The following is a 19,069-nucleotide window of genomic DNA, read 5'->3' as shown; positions in this document are numbered from 1 at the left end:
TCCCCCCTCTAATTCGTCGGCAGCGTCCGATGTGTATAAGAGCCAGCTGTTTCTCAGCACCACGGCTGGCGGACAGATCATTGGCGGCATTCTGTTCGGGATGGTCGCCGACAAAATCGGACGAGTCAGAACCGCTTTCATTTGTATTACGATCTATTCGCTTTTCTCAGGACTGCTGGCCTTTTCCCATCATCAACAAACCTTTGCTTTGCTGCGATTTTGCGGGGCACTGGGAATGGGTGGGATGTGGACCTCAGGGGCAGCGCTCATCGCCGAAACGTGGCGCCCTGAACGCCGTGCCCGGGGTGGTGCACTGATGCAAATGGGTTTGCCGGTGGGGGCCATTTTAGCGATTGGGCTGACGGCACTGGTCACGGCGATGACAGGCAAACTGGAAAACGGCGGATGGCGATACCTTTTCATGATTGGCGCCTTGCCGGTTTTTATCATGATGGTCATTGCGTATATCACGCCTGAATCGCCAGTGTGGCTGGCACGCCAGCGGGAACGGGCTCACAGACCGACCCAGACGGCGCGGTCGGGCAAAACGAATCTAAAAGGACTGTTGCTGGCCTTTACCTTTATTTTTTTCATTCAGTACCTGTTCTGGGGTGTTTTTACCTGGACGCCCACCTATCTACGTGAAGTGAAGCACCTTGATTTCCTGCACAGCCTGAAATTTTTGCTGGCCTTGCAAACAGGTGCGATTGCCGGCTTCCTTGTGTTTTCACTCCTGGCAGATAAATGGGGGCGCAGGCCCATGTTTTTGCTCTACCTGTTTATCGGCGCTGTGGCAGTCGGCCTGTATCTGGCGACAAGCCAGCCACTGGTTCTGATGGCAGCCATCTTTATGGCGGGGTTTGGTGTAAACGGTATTTTTGCCGGCTCCGGGCCCTTCCTTGCCGAGATTATTGGCGACACACAGTCACGCGGCTTTTTAATGGGCCTGGCTTATAACGGTGGTCGCTTAGGTGGGTTTATTGCACCGCTACTTATTGGCTATGTTGCCAGCATAGGGGGATTTACCGCAGGGCTGGCGACCACGGTTCTGGCCTTTATCGCCGCAATGGTTGTGGTGTGGATGGCACCCGAAACGAAAGGCATTAAGCTGCAATAGCCCTTTTCTTTAAGCCTGATAAGGCACGACTGTTTTGGTCGTGCTTTTTTTAGTATGTAATGGGCTCTCCTCGCTCTTTAAAGACTTTTTTAAACAACTGAGAAAGAGCCACAATCGACACATCGGGACAATCAAGAGAGAAACGAGCGGGCCTTTCTGAATGACAAAGCCGCCCCTGCAAATCTGCCAGCCAGCCTGAAGTTCTGGTAATAATGCAGATTGATGCGCGAAAATGTCCCCTGGCGACCACGATACTGAATTAACGAAAGGGAATAAACATGGAAGTAAAGGTAGCATTATGTCCACCTGAGGAATGGGAATCCATGGTAACCATTTTTACTGAAATGGAAGAACATTATTATGGCGAGGGAACAATTCATGAATCGCTGATGAAGGATTATCTCCGTAATTTTTTGTTTAACCCGCTTTCCGGAACCATGGTAATCAAGGCTCACAGCGACAATAGCATTACTGGACTGGCCTGTTGCAGCCTGCTTTTCCCTTCTCCCCGATACAGCAGTCAGTTGCACATCAAAGAGCTCTATGTTTCCAGGGACGCTCGAAGTAAAGGTATCGGTAAATCGATGATGCGCTTTATAGCCATGCTTGCGCTTAAACACGAATGCCATAGCCTCAGCTGGAACGCTGAGAAATCTAATTCTGACGCTAACCGTTTTTATCAGTCTCTGGGCGGCAGAATAAATGACAAGATCGTAAATTACTATCTGCATGGGGCGAGCCTGAGCAAGCTGGCATTAAGCGATACAGCATAACCAGATCGCTCCCTTAGTTGATACACTTGCCATCAATTGAACAACGCTCACTGTCACCTAAAAGAGCAACTGCGAACGTCACATTTCCGCTCATAGCAGTCGATGAAGGATGCAGATGTCCGCGCTGTACCAAAAGCAGACTAAAACAACCTCACGCCCTCACTCATTAACATGCTGCAAACGACTGGCGTCCCAGGCCTTCATCGCGAAGGTTACCGCGGCATTCAGTTCCTCGCCTGTTGCGCCATCACGCGCTTCGGTTGACAGACCTGTTTCAACGCTGTGCAGATACCTGGCCAGTGCCTGTGCATTCGTGTCTGCAGCCAGTTCGCCCGAGCCTGTTGCTTTGAGAACGCATTTCAGGAACCCTTCGCGGATACGGTTGCGGCGTGCTTCAAGAAGCTTACGGATATGCTCATGCCCGGGCGAACAGGTATTGACGGATAACGCAACCGCTTGGGTGCCCCTGCTCTGTCTGCATAGTTACCGAACGGCGCAACGCCAGTTCAATGGCTTCGCGCGGAGCGAGGTTGTCGTCCCACAGACAATCGTTCACCTGACCAGAGGCAAAAAAAACCGTTTAACAGCGCTGTTTTTTACGCTTTTTCCGGCTACCTTTCAGGTGCAGGAGCCGTCTGATGCACCGTTACGATGTCTTGCCTTGCAGCAAAGGCATGCCGCAAGTTATCGCTTTTTACCCTTAGTTTGATTCACCGGTATTGAGAGGCCTTATGTTTGACTGGGAAGATCTGCGCTATTTTTCAACCTTTGCCCAGACTGGCTCACTTGCCTCTGCGGCAAAAAAACTGGGCGTCGATCATGCAACCATTGCCCGAAGGATAGCCTCACTTGAAGCGTCGGTTAATCTCGGGCTGGTTGACCGTCGGCCGCGGGCCTATGTTCTGACGGAAGACGGGCATCAGATAGCACGTTACGGAGAACAGATGAATGCGGCAGCCTACTCACTGGAACGTTACTCCAGTGCTGAACAGGATGTCGCAGAAGGTGACGTAGTGGTTGCTGCTCCTCCGGCTTTCATTGGTGCTTTTATAGCGCCTTACGTTGGAAGTCTCCGTCAGGATCACCCGGGTCTTCGCCTGAGTCTCCTGGTGACCAAAGAACGTCTTTCACTTACCCGTCGTGAGGCAGACATAACCATCAGTATGGTCCGCCCCGTTGAGTCTGCCGTTCGTACGCAGCGCGTTGGCCAGGTTAAGTTCAGGCTTTACGGCAGTGCAGAATATCTCGCCACACCGGGAGAACGGAGCGTCATCGCTTACGATGAGGACGTGACAGAGACGCCACAGCAGGCCTGGCTTAAAGCGCAGTGCGCGGGGCTGAAAGTTGTGTTCTTCAGTAATGATTTACGTATACAGGCTATTACGGCGGCTGGCCATGCCGGTATAGCGCTGTTACCCGAATACCTGGCGAAGGAATATCACCTTGTGCCGACAGATCCCGATGGCCCGGTTCTCATTCAGGACATCTGGTTGAGCGTTCATGAAGATGTCCGGTATGCGAGACGCATCAGTACTGTCCTGGACTTCCTTAAAGGCTGCCTTGAGCCTGCCTGTAGCTTGTGAATTTTTGCATACTGAGCAGGTGATAATCTGGAATATCACACAGCGTTGCAGCCTCCTGTACTCTCCCTGACTCTGAAGACGGGTAATAAACCCGGTGTTTATTACCCGCCCCGTTCAGGTTCTCTCGTCATTTCCGGTAACCCAGAAAAGGTAATCTTCTATGAACAGTAATATGAGTGGAAAAGTCATTGTTATCACCGGTGCCAGCAGCGGTATTGGTGAAGCCACTGCCCGGCTTTTAAGCGCCGCAGGCGCGAGTGTCGTGCTGGGTGCCCGTCGTCTTGAAAAGCTGACTGCTCTGGCGCATGAACTGACTCGGGCGGGCGGAAAAGCAGAAGTCGTGCAGATGGACGTGTCAAACCGTCAGGATGCCGAAAAACTGATTAAGACAGCTGTAAACACGTTCGGCAGGATTGATGTGCTGATTAACAACGCGGGTATTATGCCTAATTCACGACTGGACCAGTTGCGGGTAGAGGACTGGGAAAAGGCTATTGATATCAACCTTAAAGGCACGCTGTATGGCATTGCTGCAGCCCTGCCCTTTATGAAAGACCAGAAAAGCGGCCATATCATTAACGTGTCTTCTGTAGCTGGCCTGCGTGTTCGCCCTACCACGGCTGTTTATTCAGCGACTAAATTTGCGGTACGGGCTATATCAGAGGGCCTGCGTATGGAAATGACGCCATACAATATTCGCAGCACGATTATTTCGCCCGGACCGGTTGATACGGATTTACCGGGAAGCGTGACAGATGCTGCCGTAGCAGAGCAGGTCAGAAAGATACACGAAACGGCTATCCCGGCAGAAAAACTGGCTGAAACCATCGCGTTTGCAATCAGCCAGCCAGAAGCCATCGACATCAACGAAATCGTTATACGTCCCACCGCAATAGACTTTTGACCCTTGCCCTGAGACAAGCTGGAATGTCGGCAGGGGCACAAGAAACATGCCATCTTCTCCATTGCTTCCCTGACGGAAGCCGTGGGCCCATGAAAGATGCGCACCCTTCACCGTAAAGGAAGAAGCCCCGCGAATGCTGCGGGGCGCTTTTGCGTCCGGTCTCACCCGTATTGCGCCTGCTGGTCGTGCCGCCTCTCTCTCCTCGTACCGGATGAGGCTTCTCACTCACGACAGGCTTCCGACACGGCGTAGCTGTCCTCAAACATACGGAAACGCGTAATGAGCCCCTGTTCGATGTACATATCGAGTACAAATTCGGTCTCAATTGACTTACCGGTTTTTTTAACGCGCGTGGCAAGCTCGCCCGTGGCGACGACGTGGTTGCCGTTGATAAGAATGTCGTTGATGTCGAACTTTTCTGACGTCGTCTGCGCCCGGATTTGCGCATAGAATTCGGCCACACCTGTTCTGCCTTTTTTACGCCCAATCCAGGGAACCACTTGTGTATTACCGGCGATAAGCCAGTCCACCTTTTCACTGACCAGTTCAGCGATCTCGCTCACCGCCTCTGAGGTGGCGATACGATGAAAGAAGGTTTCGACTACAGCCTGAGGTGTTGGCGTCGTCATAAAGTGTCACTCCCGTTAACTGAAGCCCAGGCCCTCAAGATTAATTTAGTGTTCCGGCAAGCGGCTTATCTGCAGATGCGGTTATATGGTGCAGGTCAAAACTCGGGTCACTGACGTGATCGTGTTTCGAAGAGCATGTTGCATAACGCGGGCGGTTTCCCCTTTACCTCGTCACTTGAGATAATGTCGCGATCATTAACGCGGTTTTATTCAGGCAAAATGAAGACGAACCGCTTTCCAGACCTGTTCGCTTTGTTCTGAAAAAACATTTAGTCATGCCGGGCGAGTTATTCTGGATAATCCCTCCACAGGGTAACGCCGCATAATCGCTTTTACCGCGCTCTCTGAGATGAAATGCAGCTTATTGTAATAGTGAGCTGACTGACTTAACAGCAATGTAATGCCAGCGTATTCCGTCACAGAGAAAGGGGATTGCGTCAGCCATATAGTCACTAACAGTGATTATACGAGAAGCTCTTTAATAGCGGCAGGTTAACGCCCTCTGAAAATCTTATCCCGCGCTTAGTACACCATTCTATTTTCTCTAGCGAAAAATATAATTCTGTTCCTTTCGGGTTATTTATTCTCCTTTTCCACAAAATCACCATTTACAAATAACCCATTAATAATAAAGACAAAAAACACCTGACAATCTTTTATTGATGGACGCAAACTGTTAAAAGTGAAAACCGGTGAAACAGCTCTTTACATTTCTCGCCTGGCCAGTGCCGAATATAAAAGCATTTATTCAACCTGTTTCTCCAGCCGTTTTTGAAATACGCTTCAGTCACTCGCGCTTTGAACAGGTTGCCATATACTTCAGGCATATTCTCATTCGGAATATAACGACTCATTTCAATTTATGGCAGCACAAACGGTCCTGTAAAGGCGTCTGTGCAAGGAGACAGTATTATGGATCAAACCGCATTTTTGATCGGGTTTTCGGTCATGGCAATTGCGTCACTGGTAATTTATGCCACAGGCAAAAAAACCTTTCCCTTTCGACATCACACGTTAATGCATGCCTCAGTGCCTTTTATTGCCGCCACCGCTTATCTGGCCATGGCCTTTGGTTTCGGAAATCTGGCCACAGAGAGTGGCAGCATCGTTTATCTCGCCCGCTATGCTGACTGGTCTGTCACCACACCTGTTTTACTGGCAGGGCTTGTTATGGTTGCCTTTCACGAGCAGAGTAAACCGGGTGAAATGGGCGGGTTTTTAACAGCCATCATCATTCTGGATGTGATGATGATTATCACCGGTCTGGTCTCTTCGCTGGCGGAAACGTTCGCCGCTAAATGGGTCTGGTATCTCTGGTCATGTGCTGCGTTTCTTGGCGTGGTTTACCTTCTTTGGGGACCGTTACGTACGATTGCCGCTGAGCGCGGCAGGGCGATGGCAGAGGCTTACAACAAAAACGTCGCATTGCTGACGGTGGTCTGGTTCATCTACCCCATCGTTTTCCTTGTCGGTCCGGAAGGATTAAAAATCATCACCGATCCTGCGTCCGTATGGGCATTCCTGGTTCTTGATATCATCGCCAAGGTGTTTTACGCCTTTTACGCGGCGTCCAGTCTTGAAAAAGCGCTGCGCCATACCACCTTTGATGGTGCTGTGCGGGTATGACTCTGCGGCAGATTGCCGGCTGGACAGGACTTTGGGGGGCAGCGCTGGCTGCCTCTTTCAGTCCGATGCCCGTGCAGTTGATTTTTGCCATTGTCGCAATAGGTGTTATTGGCATGGCTCACGGTGCCAGCGATCTGGCAGTAGTAAAACACGGACGTAAGGTGCCCTTTCTGGCTGCTTATGGCGTGATCATTCTGCTTTGCCTATTCTGGTGGCACTGGTCACCGGCACTGGCATTACCCGGTTTCTTGCTGGCATCTGCGCTGCATTTTGCCCTTGAGGATGCCCCAAAGGGAGCGATAACCGAACGTCTGGCCAGAGGCGTCAGCATGATAGCGACGCCGGCCCTCTTTCACCCGCGAGAGTACAACATCATTCTTCACCAGGCAGGGCTGGCACCCACTCTGCCCGGCTCCGTGACGTTATGCATGGCGATTGCCGGCGCACTTTGTGCCATTAGCCTGCTCATTACCGGCGTGAGTCGTCACGATGTGCGGCTCATTACCGGGACGCTGGCGCTGCTGCTCCTTCCGCCTTTTGTCGGCTTTTCTATGGGATTTTTGATTCTGCATGCCCTGCCACAAACCCGGTTACGCCGTCTTCAGCTGGGCTATGCGCATTACACAGGCTACCTTTATGCAACCTGGCCGGTGTTTGCAGGAGCGATCCTGCTGGCGGCAGTGACAACCTGTATGATGTACCCGTCCAGTGACGCAGACATTAAATCGCTGTTTGCTGCGCTCGCTTCGCTCGCTATTCCCCATATGCTGGTTACGCCCTACTTCGAGCCAGGTAGCCATGAATAGTGAACTTAATGTGCGCAGTCCCCGCCGGAAACACGCAGAAGCGTCCCTCCTCTTGCAGGATGCCCCCGCGAAAGACAGTTACTGTGGCTTCCCAGCAAACCGGTTTGAGGCTCCGCTGAAAATCGCTGCATAGCTGCACGCACGCAATACCGCTATCACGCGAGGATCACTGTTCGCTTTCCGGGAGAGCCGCATGTGAAGCGGTGCGCTTCAGTCAGAATGACGCCAATGCCGCCAGGGGTTTACAGCGGCACAGGCAGTGAAGGTGATACAAGGAATCAGCAGGCAAGGACAGATATTCAGGTTTGGCCTGGCAACCGTAACGGATCAGTTACCTGATTTACGACCGAACAAGAGACCCAGCAGTTCACGGTAATGCTGTTCTTCTTCTGCACTTCCTGCCAGCTCCAGGCGTCGGACGAGTTTGCTGCAAATAGCCGTGCGGTTCAGGCTTTTTCCTGCTCGAAGTATTTCGGATGCAATGCTGCCCAGCGTTTCTTGCTGCGTAGGCAGTGACGCGCTTTCAAAATAGCGGGCAATGGCGCTCATGGCGTCGGGTCTGGGCGAGTTTTTATACAATGTCGGCTCTGGGGAAATATTTAATGAGTTAACTATTACGTGTGGGTAAAGTTATAGACTTGATGGTCCGCTGTACAGGTGTATTTTTGGAAACGCTCGTTTTCTTTTGCAAAACGTGCTTTTGCCTCCATCCTGGCTGATCTCACGAGAGTCTGACAGGCTTTTCAGTCCTGATCCCGGGTGGGTTCACCACCGACGCCACAGCATTCCTGAACTGGTTCTGAATTCTGCGAGATGAGAGAAAGAATGATGTTACCGACACGCTAATCGCAGCGACATTTTCTCTTTCACATCGAAAATGCCCTGCTTAACACGTTAAAGGTGATCGGGAATGATCACTCTTTTTCCGCCCCGGGATTCAGGGCATTGAGTTGTTTCGCATCATGGCTGCAAAAGAAGGTGATATCCTGGTGATGCTGCCTCAACAACGCACGAAGCTGCTGTTGTGTACGCTTTCTGGCTTCGTTATCCATGGCCATCATCCACTGATAGAAACGTAGCCCTGGCGTACAATGAGGATCCTGCAGCGCCATCTCGCCCCGATAGAACCAGGCGTCGCCGCCGTGAAGCAACCACCCTTCCGACCGGCTGACTGCAATACCGGCATGGCCTTGCGTATGGCCGGGCAGTGGCACAAGCAGAATTTCAGCGGGAAGACCTTTGAGTGCGGTTACGGCATCAAAGCCGTACCATTGCTCCCCCTGAACCTGATAGCCTGTCCAGCCAGAAAGCCCGGTCCACTGACCGGGCCGATAGCGTTCGCGGGCCAGCCAACTGTGCCGCTGTTGTGATGTATCAATCTCGGTTTGTAGCAGATGTACCTGTGCGCCAGGGAAATCAGTGAGCCCCCCGGCATGGTCAAAATCAAGATGAGTAAGAACGATGTGACGCACATCGTTAGCATTGAATCCCAGCGCCTCAATGCGGGAGCGTGCAGTGAGGGCTTCCCGCCTTTGAATATTGTTCAGCAACCGAAAAAAGCCAGAAAGACGTTTTTCTGGGTGGCGCATATCATCCCGTCCAAAACCGGTATCGACCAGGACCAGACCGTGTCGATCTGTTTCTATCAGCAGGCAATGGCACACCAGATGGGCATAAAGGCCTTTACTGAAACCATCAAACAGCGCTCCGCCCACCGGGCACATACATCCACAATTAAGATGATGAATTTTCATAATTTACCCAGCTTTAAAATGTTGTAAACGTTCAGACAGGCGGTATCTGGAAACCTGTATGACTGAAGGCTCTGAGAGCATGAGGTGAATGGCTGTACTGCATGGCTGTTCCTGATAACGCACGTGTTTGAAACAAAAGAAGCGCAGGCAGACAGCCGTCGGAATGCACGATGCCTGGCGCTCAGAACGTACATGAGGAATAAGCAGCGCATGGGGAACGGAACCGCCTCCCTGACATGAAGGCCTCTTCAACGCTTAGCCTGTGATTCCGGGTCTTCACGGAGGCTCAGGAACTGATCGGTGAGGTCAGGCAGATGGGTGATCATCCAGTCTGACATGGCCAACTCCTGTTCACATATCTGCTTTAATACGGGAACACTTTCAGGATCACCCGCCCGGGTCGCGGCGTTAATCAGACTGATAGAGTTGCCCACTTCCGCATTTTCAAAGACATCACCCGCAATGGCCCCTTTCATTACCTCATCTTGAGCAAATACCCCGCTAAACGCCAGCCCCAGGGCGGCCATTTTGCCCATCACATCCTTTACGCCTGAATGCGAAATGCCGTGGCGGTCAAGGATCGTTTCTGACTGCACCTGTTGCTGACGTGTTTCATCAATGTGCAGTTCAATGCGTGCGCGTAGCTGAGGATAATTTTCCAGTCGATGCGTCATTTGCTCAAGCAGGGTTTCAGCCTGCTTTTCCATCGCATGCGCATCACGTAACCAGTCATGATAAAGAGAAAGGGTTGATGCAGTCGACATAAGCGCCTCCGGCCTGGCTATCGTTAGTGTTGCTCAGCTGAGTTTTACATCGGTGGATTTTTTCTCTTCAAGCCTCTCCGCACGCCGTTGTGATGCTTCTTTCAGGCCGAGTGGAGAGACAAGCGCAATGCGCGTTCTACAGGCGGCTATTTCACAGTGCTCAACTTTTTGCGCAGCACCAGTGATCCCGGCATCCCGTACCGCTCCTGCCTCAGTGGATTCGATCAGCTCCAGAGCGTCTGCAACCAGTCCCTCCAGAGCGTGGCATTTCAGATGAACAATGCGACGTTTATCGCGGGCATCAATAATCTGATCAAGGCGCGAAATTTGCTTTTCAGCACTGTAAACGTCAGAAAGGTCATGAATAAACAGATCAAGTAACGTTTTTACTTTCACAGATTAATCACCCTTCCGGCCAGTGATAAACATAAAAGAAGGATCTCTACGAATAACAGCAGCGTTCAACGGGCGTTGTTCATGGAGCGCTCCCTGCTCCGCAGTCTGTCCTTTAATTAAAGTGAATCAGGAGCCACGATGGCTGTTTTGTCCACCTTTCTTACCTGCTTCAGAGGCTTTTTCGCGGTCGTTCTTGAAGTTACCACCGCTATGCTGGCCGCCTTTTTTGCCGGCTTCAGAAGCTTTCTCTTTATCTTCAGCGAAATTACCGGAACCGCCACGATGTTCAGTCATGATATTTCCTCCTAAAAGTAAAAGTTACATGCTTCATTTCCATGCTAAGCATGGCATTGTAAGGCTATAAAACTTTTTTAATACTGCAAGCGTGACGGGAATTCTTTCTGGGGATTTTACGGGGCAACCTTATACAAATCTCGCATCCGGCTTAACGCTTTCTCTCCGTTTCTTACCCTCACTTCGTCCCACGGTCAAAGAAAAAACAAACAGAACAGCGGGTTGTGAATCATTGATTATTAGCCACCTTCCTGAATTATTTCTTAAGGAAATTTTCCCGCCTGAAAAAATCCAGAGAATTATTTGCTAACCCTTTTTCCATCTCGCTTATGCTCATTGTCATACACGCATGACACGCCCGATGTTTTATGGTGCTTTACCGTTAGGTTTTCGCTTTCTTCCGGATGCTTGACGCGTTTATAAGATTACTCTCAAAAGCCGCCGCCATTATTTTGTACAGGAATCAGGATTATTGTAAAAATTTGCCCATTGACCGTCATCAATAAAAGAATTATTACCGGGTAAAGTTAAAGCGCTATCCGATGCGAATAAAAGTAGCGGTCATGAAAAATAGTTCTCACTGGTACTTTAAAAAACCTTATACGCTATTCTTAGCCGGCAAGGACTGGCGGAGAGGGGTTAAGAAAATAGGGATAAGCGCCGTGGCGGTGGCGGACATTCGGCTACACGTCCTAAAGAGACGTTCGGGGCTCGACAAAAAGAGAGTGGCATTTAACGTTAACATCCTTTTACAGAACGATTGACGCTGGCCGCCCTGTATCAGGCGTGATCGGGGGTTAACGCTTTACCCGTCCGAAACGAAACCTGCCATGTCTGAGTCACGGGCTCACGCCCAGACGATGCTATTGCCACATATCGGCAGTTTCGGTTCAAGCCCACTGAGGCTGGCTTGTGACTTCACTAAGAATCGCCCATGTCTGGTGGAAAACTGCGATTTTTATTTATAGGTAACATCATAAGCCTCCCTGTGAGATTCCTGCTTCAGCGAATTTAATCAGACATTCCTGCGGATATTATTCATCCTGCGCGTCAGCTTCTTCATCGCAAAGATAATACAGATGCTGCGCCAGCCCTGGGCCGAAGTAAAAAAACGCCCCCACTCAATAGCGGGGGTGAACCAACTAAACAGTTCCAGGCTACTTTAGCTGTAGGCGCCAGCAGGCACCCACGTTAAATTATTATTGTACTGATGCCTGAGCGTTGCAAACGAGGCGGTAATACCACTCAGGATTATCAGCCGGACTTTTTACAGGTCTACTGCGATATTAAATTGTCCTGAAAAGTAACCGGGCAATTGCTTTGTTTAAAAAGAGCTGACATGAGAATGATTAAGCGAGTCAGGATGTTTTTGAAATTTATTTAACAGAAATAACCGTACACACACTTAGCCTGTCTTTACTACGCCTTTTCCGGCACCACTGACACCTTCTCTACTCTGTTTCGTGTGAAAAGGCTTAGCCTGTATTTCAACCTCAAAAAGCACACTGCCCTTTTTACCTGTCAAGGTAGTACGTGCCCCCAGCGATATCCCGACACGTTTAAAAACACAGTTAGAATACAGATGGTAACGCGAGCAATAGTTAACGCCATGATTTTCAACCTGTGGAGAAAGAACAATAAAATTGATCAAAATCAAAGAAAGTTAAAAACGGCAGATAAAAAAAACAAAAGAAGCATAAGGAATGTATCTTTTGTGCCGATACACGATTACCGCCTGAGAAAACCTAAGGCTCGGGGTAACGTTCAACACAGGGTTAATTAAATGAAAATTATAAAAAGCTTTTACAATTTAAAGATAGGCGGGAAACTGGTTCTGGGTTTTCTGTTAGTTATTCTTGCCTCACTGATTATCTCTTCGCTGGCGCTCAAATGTTTTTTAAATATCAAAGAGAACTCTGCCAAACGTGACATTACCGTACAAATGCTGGATTCGCTGGCTAAAGCCCGGCTTAACCGCACACTTTTTCAGTATACTCGTGAGACGAAGTTTATCGAAATCAATGGCGAGGCAATGAACCAGCTTTCGGGTTTACGGCAAAGCCTGGAGCACTACTCCTGGTCCACGGCCGGGCGTGAAAAGCTTTCTGTTCTCAGCGTTGCCCTGAATCAGTATCGGGAGAAACGGCAGACTTTTCTTGCGAGTACAGACAAAACCGTCCTCTCCTTGAATGAACTGAACCGCCTGGAACTGGCCGCGCTGTCAGAAAAACTGGCTGCCCGACAGACGTCCGTTCCTGCTGACGCTGCTCAACTGCTCACGCTGAGCCTGAAGATCGAACAGGCCGCGTTTTATGTGCAGGCATTTATTAAAACGCCAGACTCGTCATCGCTGGATAAATTTGCTGGCATCAGGGATACCCTCTCATCGCTTAAGACCCAGCTGTCCGGTCCGTCCGCTTCAGAATTCACTACCTTGTTAGCCGAAGTGGAGCAAAAAACAACAGCCGGCCCTGTGCTGTTGAACAACTATCTTCTTGCCGTTAACGCAGAGAAACACGCCTCAGACGACATGACGGCCGCCGCAGGCAAACTCAATCAGTCCATGACAGATTTGGCTTTCTTCCAGTCTCAGATGGCTGAAGAGTACATACATACCGCCCTCTGGCAGATAGGTTTCACTACGATTACCTGTATTATTCTTAGCCTTGTTGTCGCCTGGAGAATGACCCGTAGCATTACCGTTCCCCTGAAAGAGACGCTTTCTTCAGCAAAACGCATTTCAGCAGGCGACCTGACGTCAGAAATAACCAGTTCGCGTACTGATGAACTGGGCGAACTGATGACCGCCGTCGGTGCCATGAATCACAGTCTGCGCACTATCATTTCGAAAGTCCGTGACGGTGTGAACAGCGTAGCTCGCGCCTCCTCTGAAATTGCAGCAGGTAATACTGACCTTTCCTCACGAACAGAACAGCAGTCCGCAGCCGTTGTAGAGACCGCTGCCAGTATGGAAGAGCTGACCTCAACCGTAAAACAGAATGCTGAGAACGCCCATCATGCCAGCCAGTTGGCTACCGAAGCATCACATAACGCCAGCCGTGGCGGGGAAATTATCAGCGACGTGATCGCCACGATGGGTGGGATAAGTCAGAGCTCGGGCAAAATTGGAGAAATCATCACTGTCATTAACGGTATTGCTTTCCAGACGAACATTCTGGCGTTGAATGCCGCGGTCGAGGCGGCACGGGCAGGCGAACAGGGACGCGGCTTTGCTGTGGTAGCAGGTGAAGTACGTAGCCTGGCACAGCGCAGTTCTGTTGCGGCAAAAGAAATTGAGGCACTCATTCGGGAATCCCTGGAGCGCGTAAACAACGGTACCGAACTGGTTAACCGTGCCGGTAATACCATGGGAGATATCGTCAAATCCGTCACGCAGGTCAGAGATATTATGGGCGAAATCGCTGCCGCGTCTGACGAGCAGAACCGGGGCATTACCCAGATAGCGCAGGCGATGACGGAAATGGATACCACGACGCAACAGAATGCTGCGCTGGTTGAGGAGTCATCTGCGGCGGCCAGCAGCCTGGAGGATCAGGCGCTGGAACTTGAAAAAACCGTGGCCGTATTTCGGTTACCGGCGCCCTCTTCAATGACCGTGACCAGCGCTCCGGTGATCGCGCGCAGTCGGCACATTCCGGCTTCAGTGAAAACCTCAGACGCCAACTGGGAGACATTTTAAGGCATAACGCAAGGCCGTGCTGGGGCGCTGTGTGTGTGACGCGCCTCAGCCAGAATTTATGCGCCTGGCCATTGGGAGAATATGGAAAAGCGATCTGCTCAGGTTGAGGTTGGCGAAGACCCAGAAGCCTTTATTATGAAGTCGTTTACTGGGGATCACGTATCGTTCATCCTGAACGATACGACTGTTTTATACCACATTCTGCGGGTCTTAAATGCCATTTATTCCGGGGATGCAAGACGGAGCTGCAGAAACGTCAGGTCCAGCCAGCGGCCGAATTTCGTGCCCACTTCAGACATTCTTCCCGCCTCTGAAAATCCCAGTTTTTTATGCAATGCCAGTGATGCTACGTTTTCAGATTCAACGCCTGCGACCATAACATGTTTACCTTGTTGTGTAGCCAGCCTGATAAGCTCGCGCATAAGTGCATAACCCGAACCGGCCCCGCGCGCATCTTTATGGATGTACACAGAGTGTTCAACGGTAAATCGGTAACCATCCCACGGTCGCCAGTCGCCATAGGACGCATAGCCCGTTACCTCGTCCTTCTCATCTGCCGCCACAATGACGGGAAAACCCGCGGCCTGACGTTCTCTTATCCATCTGATGCGATTCAGGAAATCCACCGTTTTTTCATTCCAGATAGCCGTCGTATTAAGCACGGCATCGTTATAAATTTCCGCGATAGTTTCAGCATCGCTTTCCGTTGCAGCACGAATATGCATGATAGACACCCCGTTATTAATTCACTAAAGTAGACAAATAGTACAACATCTTACTTATCCACTATATTAAACAAAATGTCTAACAAAGAAGATGAACTTAATTCCCGTATCGGACACAAAGTACGGCAGGAAAGAGAAAAAAGAGGGTGGTCTCTGACCGAGCTGGCGGACAACTCCGGCGTATCACGGGCGATGATACATAAAATCGAACGCGGCGAGAGCAGTCCGACAGCAACGCTTCTGGCCCGCCTGTCGGGTGCGTTTGAAATGTCGATGTCGCAGTTGCTTGCCCTCACTGAGGCCCGTAGTGGCTCACTTCTGAGGCATGAAAATCAGCCCCTGTGGCAGGATCCGGAAACCGGTTATATTCGCCGACACGTTTCTCCGGAACGTATCCCGATTGATTTGGTCAGCGTTGAGCTTCCCGCCAATACTGCGGTACCCATGCCGTCGGTTTCATATCTTTCACGACAGCAGCTCATCTGGGTACTTGAAGGCAGGCTGACGTTTGTAGAAGGTGCACAGACATTTGACATGATGACGGGCGACTGCCTTGAGCTTGGTGACCCTGCAGACTGCGTATTCAGAAATGATACAAATCAGGTATGCCGTTATGCCGTCGTTGTGCTCAATCCCAGCTAAGTCCGCTTCTGTTGGGTACATGACGCCAGCCTTCTAAACCACTTGTCCGTTTTTGCTCACGACAGACTCTCTGCTCACCATGCCGCGCTGTGTCAGGACTGGCCTCCGCGTGTTAAGGGGCAACGTACTCTGCCCGTTGTCCCCTCGTCATCGTCGTTCTACCTGTCTGCACTGTATGCCACAACTTTCATTGCCCGCAGGGCGTCCAGTCGCAGGCTTAGTGCCGATTCAATATTGTGATAGGCTGTGCTCCCCAGCGGTAAGCGCAGTGGCGGATTGTCAGCATCGGCAGCGGCGATCATCGCCGTCACGCATTTTTGTGCATCACCTTTAATCGCAAACTCACCGTTGATTATCGCTGTCCGCAGGCTACCTGCCGCAGTATCGCGATAAACGGGCAAGGCATCCGCAATATCCAGGCCTGCGCCAAATCCCGTCGCCGTTGGCCCCGGTTCCACCAGCAAAAAGTCGATGCCGAACGCCGCCACTTCCTTGCGAAACGCTTCAACAAAGCCTTCGATTCCCCATTTCGTGGCGTGGTACACACTGAAGTTGGGTAAAGCAATCTGCCCGCCTTCAGATGAGACCTGTACAATGCGCCCGCCGCCCTGCTCGCGTAAAAATGGAATCACAGCGCGAATCAGCTGAATGGAGCCCGTAAGATTGGTCGCAATCTGACGTTCAATCTGCGCATCGCCCAGCTCTTCCGCTGCGCCAAACAGCCCGTAAGCCGCATTGCTGACTACAACATCGATTCGTCCCACCTGCGCGAATACCGCCTCAATGACGGGCTTAATCATTGCCGTCTCGCTGAGATCCAGCACGATGGGCTGTAGCGTCTTCCCGTACGCCACGCGTAAATCATTCAGCGCCGTTTCATGTCGTACGCTGGCTACAACCCGATCGCCTCGGGCCAGCAGACTTTCACACATCAGGCGACCCAGGCCACTGGATGCGCCGGTAATGAGCCAGGTTTTCATGCGTTTTATCTCCGTTGAGTGAACCGGCATTCATCATAAAACACCTGACTGATGGCATAATCTCCCCAAACTGGCATGAGATGGTGGGAAATTTTAAACAATGAAGCGCCCGTCCTGGAACGAATTACTGGCCGTAAAAACGGTGGCTGACCAGCGCAGCTTTCGCCGTGCGGCGGATGTGCTCGGCCTTAAACGTTCAACGCTCAGCCACACCATAAAAGGGCTGGAGACGGCACTTGGCGTGCGGCTTTTCCATCGGACGACGCGAAGTGTGGCGTTAACCGAAACCGGTGAAATGCTGATTGCGCGAATGACGCCGCTGCTGACTCAAATGGACGAGTTGCTGAATGATGTCACTGCCAGCCACCATCAACCCTATGGAACACTGCGCATCAATGCCAGTGATGCCGCGATTGGCCTTCTGCTGGAGACAGTATTGCCAACGTTCCTTCAAACCTTTCCCGGCATTGAAACGGATTTAGTCGCACAGGGTCAGCTGGTCGATATTGTTGAACAGGGATTCGATGCAGGTATAAGGCTGTTTGAAGACGTGCCGAAAGATATGGTGGCTGTTTTCCTGAGCGGTCCGCTGCGTTTTGTGACGGTGGCATCGCCTGATTATCTGGCATCACGGCCCGCCATTCAGCATCCACAGGATCTTATGCAGCACATTTGCTTACGGCAGCGTCTGCCCAGCGGCAAACGTTATCACTGGGAATATCAGCAAGGTAAGCAGCAATATGCACTGGATGTCCCCGGTAGCCTGACGCTTAACAGCGCTGCGTTAATGACAGATGCTGCCATAGCCGGATTAGGCATGGCTTATGTACCGGAGCGCTATGCACAGCACGGGCTGGATACACAGCGCCTGGTAACCGTGCTGGACGACTGGACAATCACCTCGCAAGGTATCGCACTCTATTTTCCACAAAACCGGCACATGCCCGTCGCGTTACGACTGTTTGTCGACACCGTGAAAGCCACAACGCGCATCTGAAAAGCCGGACCAGGGCCGTTCAGGCGCGGCGAAAGGCCTGAACGCACCTCGTACCACCGTTTATTTGCTCAGTCACAAATAAACTGCGCTTCGCACTGGCGGGCAATTTCCCACAGCCTGTTGCGAATGACCTGCTTAAGTTGCAGCGTGGACTGGGACTGGGGTTGATCGCGACGGCTGATCAGCATCACTTCAAACGGCAACGGCTGTGCGACGGGGAGTAATTTTAGCTGTTCGGCATAGCGGCAAGCCGTGAACAGATCCACCACGCCCACACCGCCGCCTGCCAGTACCATATCCGCAATCACCGAGTAGGTTTTAATCGATAACGACACCGCCGGATTCAGCTTTTTATCGCGTAGCGCGCGGTGCAGGACGCGCCCAAGCGGATCCTGGGTCTGCATCATCAGCAGGTTATTCGCGCATAACCATGCCAGCGTAACGGGTTCATGCTGGGGATGATTTGGCGGCAGCAGCGCCACCATTGACGACTGAAACAGCGGTTCCGCCAGCAGCGCTGCATCCACCTGCTGACCAAAGACCAGGGCGAAATCAAGCTGATTCTCCAGGATCATTTGGCATAAGGTACTAAAGTGTTCCGTGACCAGCTCAACGCTGACCGAGGGCACCTGTTGTCGCCAGGTGACCAATGCCGGTGCCAACACCATTTGACCGAAAGCGTGAGCCGCACCGACACGGACGATCTGCCCTTCGCCGCGTCGCAGTTGTTCAGTGAGCTGGGTGATGGATTGTAAGCGTTGGTAGAGGTCTTCCACCTCTGGCAGCAGCCGTCGCCCTTCTGCCGTGACGCTCATGCCCTGGATACGCCGCTCAAACAGCGCAAAGCCCAGTTGCTGTTCTGCATGATTCAGCACGCGGCTGATATTGGGCTGCGATACGTTGAGCAGGCGCGCGGCTGCGCTGATGCTGCCGGTCTGTACGATGGCCTGAAAGACTTCTATGTGACGGAGCCGCATCATTATTTACCCTGTGTGGATTCAGCTACCCGCAGGCCGCTGTGATGCACCCTTTTCAGCGCTTCACTTACAGCACCGCCAACGCCTGAATCAAAATGGAAAACCTGAACCATCTGTCATCTCACCCGCGGTACGGGCAAAGAAACGACCAGCGCCTGAATCTGTCCTGCCTCTGTCGTTATTCCTTACTGCCGATACGATCCGGGCGGGTAAAGACAGGACAATCCCTGCTGCAAAAATTGTACCGTAAAACAGAGGGAGGCGAAGCGACCCGCTACCGCCTTGCGCTGAAATAAGGCGGCGCCGGGCTTATGCAAGGGGAAACAGGTGCAAATCGCGCCGGTATCGGTCCATTTCCCCTCACTGGCTGAATTATTGAAAAGGGTAAAACCAGGCGTTCGC

18 protein-coding genes are annotated in these 19,069 nt (G+C 51.4%); 9 read left to right on the top strand and 9 right to left on the bottom strand.

Features of this window, described 5'->3' with window-relative positions; all coding sequences use genetic code 11:
* The 4 genes from RAC60_RS18055 to RAC60_RS18040 all read left to right on the top strand — a co-directional run.
* A partial coding sequence (locus tag RAC60_RS18055; RefSeq protein ID WP_375094107.1) for an MFS transporter occupies positions 1-1,117 on the top strand: 1,117 nt, incomplete at its 5' end.
* 278 nt (positions 1,118-1,395) lie between these two features.
* The gene (locus RAC60_RS18050; RefSeq protein ID WP_375094106.1) at positions 1,396-1,890 is read left to right on the top strand and encodes a GNAT family N-acetyltransferase; all 495 of its coding nucleotides are present in this window, start codon (positions 1,396-1,398) and stop codon (positions 1,888-1,890) included.
* A gap of 731 nt (positions 1,891-2,621) precedes the next feature.
* On the top strand, positions 2,622-3,473 hold the full coding sequence (locus tag RAC60_RS18045; RefSeq protein WP_375094105.1) for a LysR family transcriptional regulator: 852 nt from the start codon (positions 2,622-2,624) through the stop codon (positions 3,471-3,473).
* A gap of 160 nt (positions 3,474-3,633) precedes the next feature.
* Entirely contained in the window at positions 3,634-4,377 is a 744-nt protein-coding gene (locus RAC60_RS18040; protein WP_375094104.1) for an SDR family oxidoreductase, read from the top strand.
* Between the two features lie 221 nt (positions 4,378-4,598).
* Here the strand turns inward: RAC60_RS18040 and RAC60_RS18035 are convergent, their stop codons facing one another.
* Positions 4,599-5,006, bottom strand: a complete 408-nt coding sequence (locus tag RAC60_RS18035; RefSeq protein WP_375094103.1) for a nuclear transport factor 2 family protein — start codon at positions 5,004-5,006, stop codon at positions 4,599-4,601.
* A gap of 912 nt (positions 5,007-5,918) precedes the next feature.
* Between RAC60_RS18035 and RAC60_RS18030 the strand changes: the two genes are divergently transcribed.
* A complete protein-coding gene (locus RAC60_RS18030; RefSeq protein WP_039340894.1) occupies positions 5,919-6,632 on the top strand; it encodes a bacteriorhodopsin in 714 nt (237 codons plus the stop codon).
* Positions 6,629-7,438: a Brp/Blh family beta-carotene 15,15'-dioxygenase gene (locus tag RAC60_RS18025; protein WP_375094102.1), complete on the top strand. Its 810-nt coding sequence runs from the start codon at positions 6,629-6,631 to the stop codon at positions 7,436-7,438. The genes RAC60_RS18030 and RAC60_RS18025 overlap by 4 nt, the downstream gene beginning before the upstream one ends.
* Positions 7,439-7,765: 327 nt before the next feature.
* On the opposite strand, the gene ycgZ is transcribed toward RAC60_RS18025, so the two are convergent.
* The 5 genes from ycgZ to RAC60_RS18000 all read right to left on the bottom strand — a co-directional run bounded on the left by ycgZ (position 7,766) and on the right by RAC60_RS18000 (position 10,646).
* A complete protein-coding gene (gene ycgZ, locus RAC60_RS18020) occupies positions 7,766-8,017 on the bottom strand; it encodes a regulatory protein YcgZ (RefSeq protein WP_033738451.1) in 252 nt (83 codons plus the stop codon).
* Positions 8,018-8,352: 335 nt separating this feature from the next.
* Positions 8,353-9,192, bottom strand: a complete 840-nt coding sequence (locus RAC60_RS18015) for an MBL fold metallo-hydrolase (RefSeq protein WP_185199838.1) — start codon at positions 9,190-9,192, stop codon at positions 8,353-8,355.
* Positions 9,193-9,440: 248 nt separating this feature from the next.
* On the bottom strand, positions 9,441-9,956 hold the full coding sequence (locus RAC60_RS18010) for a ferritin-like domain-containing protein (protein ID WP_375094101.1): 516 nt from the start codon (positions 9,954-9,956) through the stop codon (positions 9,441-9,443).
* A gap of 33 nt (positions 9,957-9,989) precedes the next feature.
* Entirely contained in the window at positions 9,990-10,352 is a 363-nt protein-coding gene (locus RAC60_RS18005) for a ferritin-like domain-containing protein (RefSeq protein WP_375094100.1), read from the bottom strand.
* A gap of 126 nt (positions 10,353-10,478) precedes the next feature.
* Complete coding sequence (locus RAC60_RS18000; protein ID WP_033738455.1) at positions 10,479-10,646, bottom strand: general stress protein; 168 nt, start codon at positions 10,644-10,646, stop codon at positions 10,479-10,481.
* 1,783 nt (positions 10,647-12,429) lie between these two features.
* Between RAC60_RS18000 and RAC60_RS17995 the strand changes: the two genes are divergently transcribed.
* Entirely contained in the window at positions 12,430-14,346 is a 1,917-nt protein-coding gene (locus tag RAC60_RS17995) for a methyl-accepting chemotaxis protein (protein ID WP_110267653.1), read from the top strand.
* 221 nt (positions 14,347-14,567) lie between these two features.
* Here the strand turns inward: RAC60_RS17995 and RAC60_RS17990 are convergent, their stop codons facing one another.
* On the bottom strand, positions 14,568-15,071 hold the full coding sequence (locus RAC60_RS17990; protein WP_039340918.1) for a GNAT family N-acetyltransferase: 504 nt from the start codon (positions 15,069-15,071) through the stop codon (positions 14,568-14,570).
* Positions 15,072-15,146: 75 nt separating this feature from the next.
* Between RAC60_RS17990 and RAC60_RS17985 the strand changes: the two genes are divergently transcribed.
* On the top strand, positions 15,147-15,713 hold the full coding sequence (locus RAC60_RS17985; protein WP_375094099.1) for a helix-turn-helix domain-containing protein: 567 nt from the start codon (positions 15,147-15,149) through the stop codon (positions 15,711-15,713).
* 158 nt (positions 15,714-15,871) lie between these two features.
* Here RAC60_RS17985 and RAC60_RS17980 read toward each other — a convergent pair whose 3' ends face one another.
* On the bottom strand, positions 15,872-16,693 hold the full coding sequence (locus RAC60_RS17980) for an SDR family oxidoreductase (RefSeq protein ID WP_375094098.1): 822 nt from the start codon (positions 16,691-16,693) through the stop codon (positions 15,872-15,874).
* 100 nt (positions 16,694-16,793) lie between these two features.
* On the opposite strand from RAC60_RS17980, the gene RAC60_RS17975 reads away from it, so the two are divergent.
* Positions 16,794-17,690, top strand: coding sequence for a LysR family transcriptional regulator (locus RAC60_RS17975; RefSeq protein WP_205954466.1), 897 nt, complete (start codon positions 16,794-16,796; stop codon positions 17,688-17,690).
* Positions 17,691-17,758: 68 nt separating this feature from the next.
* On the opposite strand, the gene RAC60_RS17970 is transcribed toward RAC60_RS17975, so the two are convergent.
* Complete coding sequence (locus RAC60_RS17970; protein ID WP_032413424.1) at positions 17,759-18,667, bottom strand: LysR family transcriptional regulator; 909 nt, start codon at positions 18,665-18,667, stop codon at positions 17,759-17,761.
* Positions 18,668-19,069: the final 402 nt, after the last annotated feature.

Source organism: Pantoea sp. BR_17, assembly GCF_041955125.1.
Classification (GTDB): Bacteria; Pseudomonadota; Gammaproteobacteria; order Enterobacterales; family Enterobacteriaceae; genus Pantoea; species Pantoea stewartii.
Note: the sequence above shows the minus strand (reverse complement) of the source record. Positions and strands in the feature narration are given on the sequence as shown.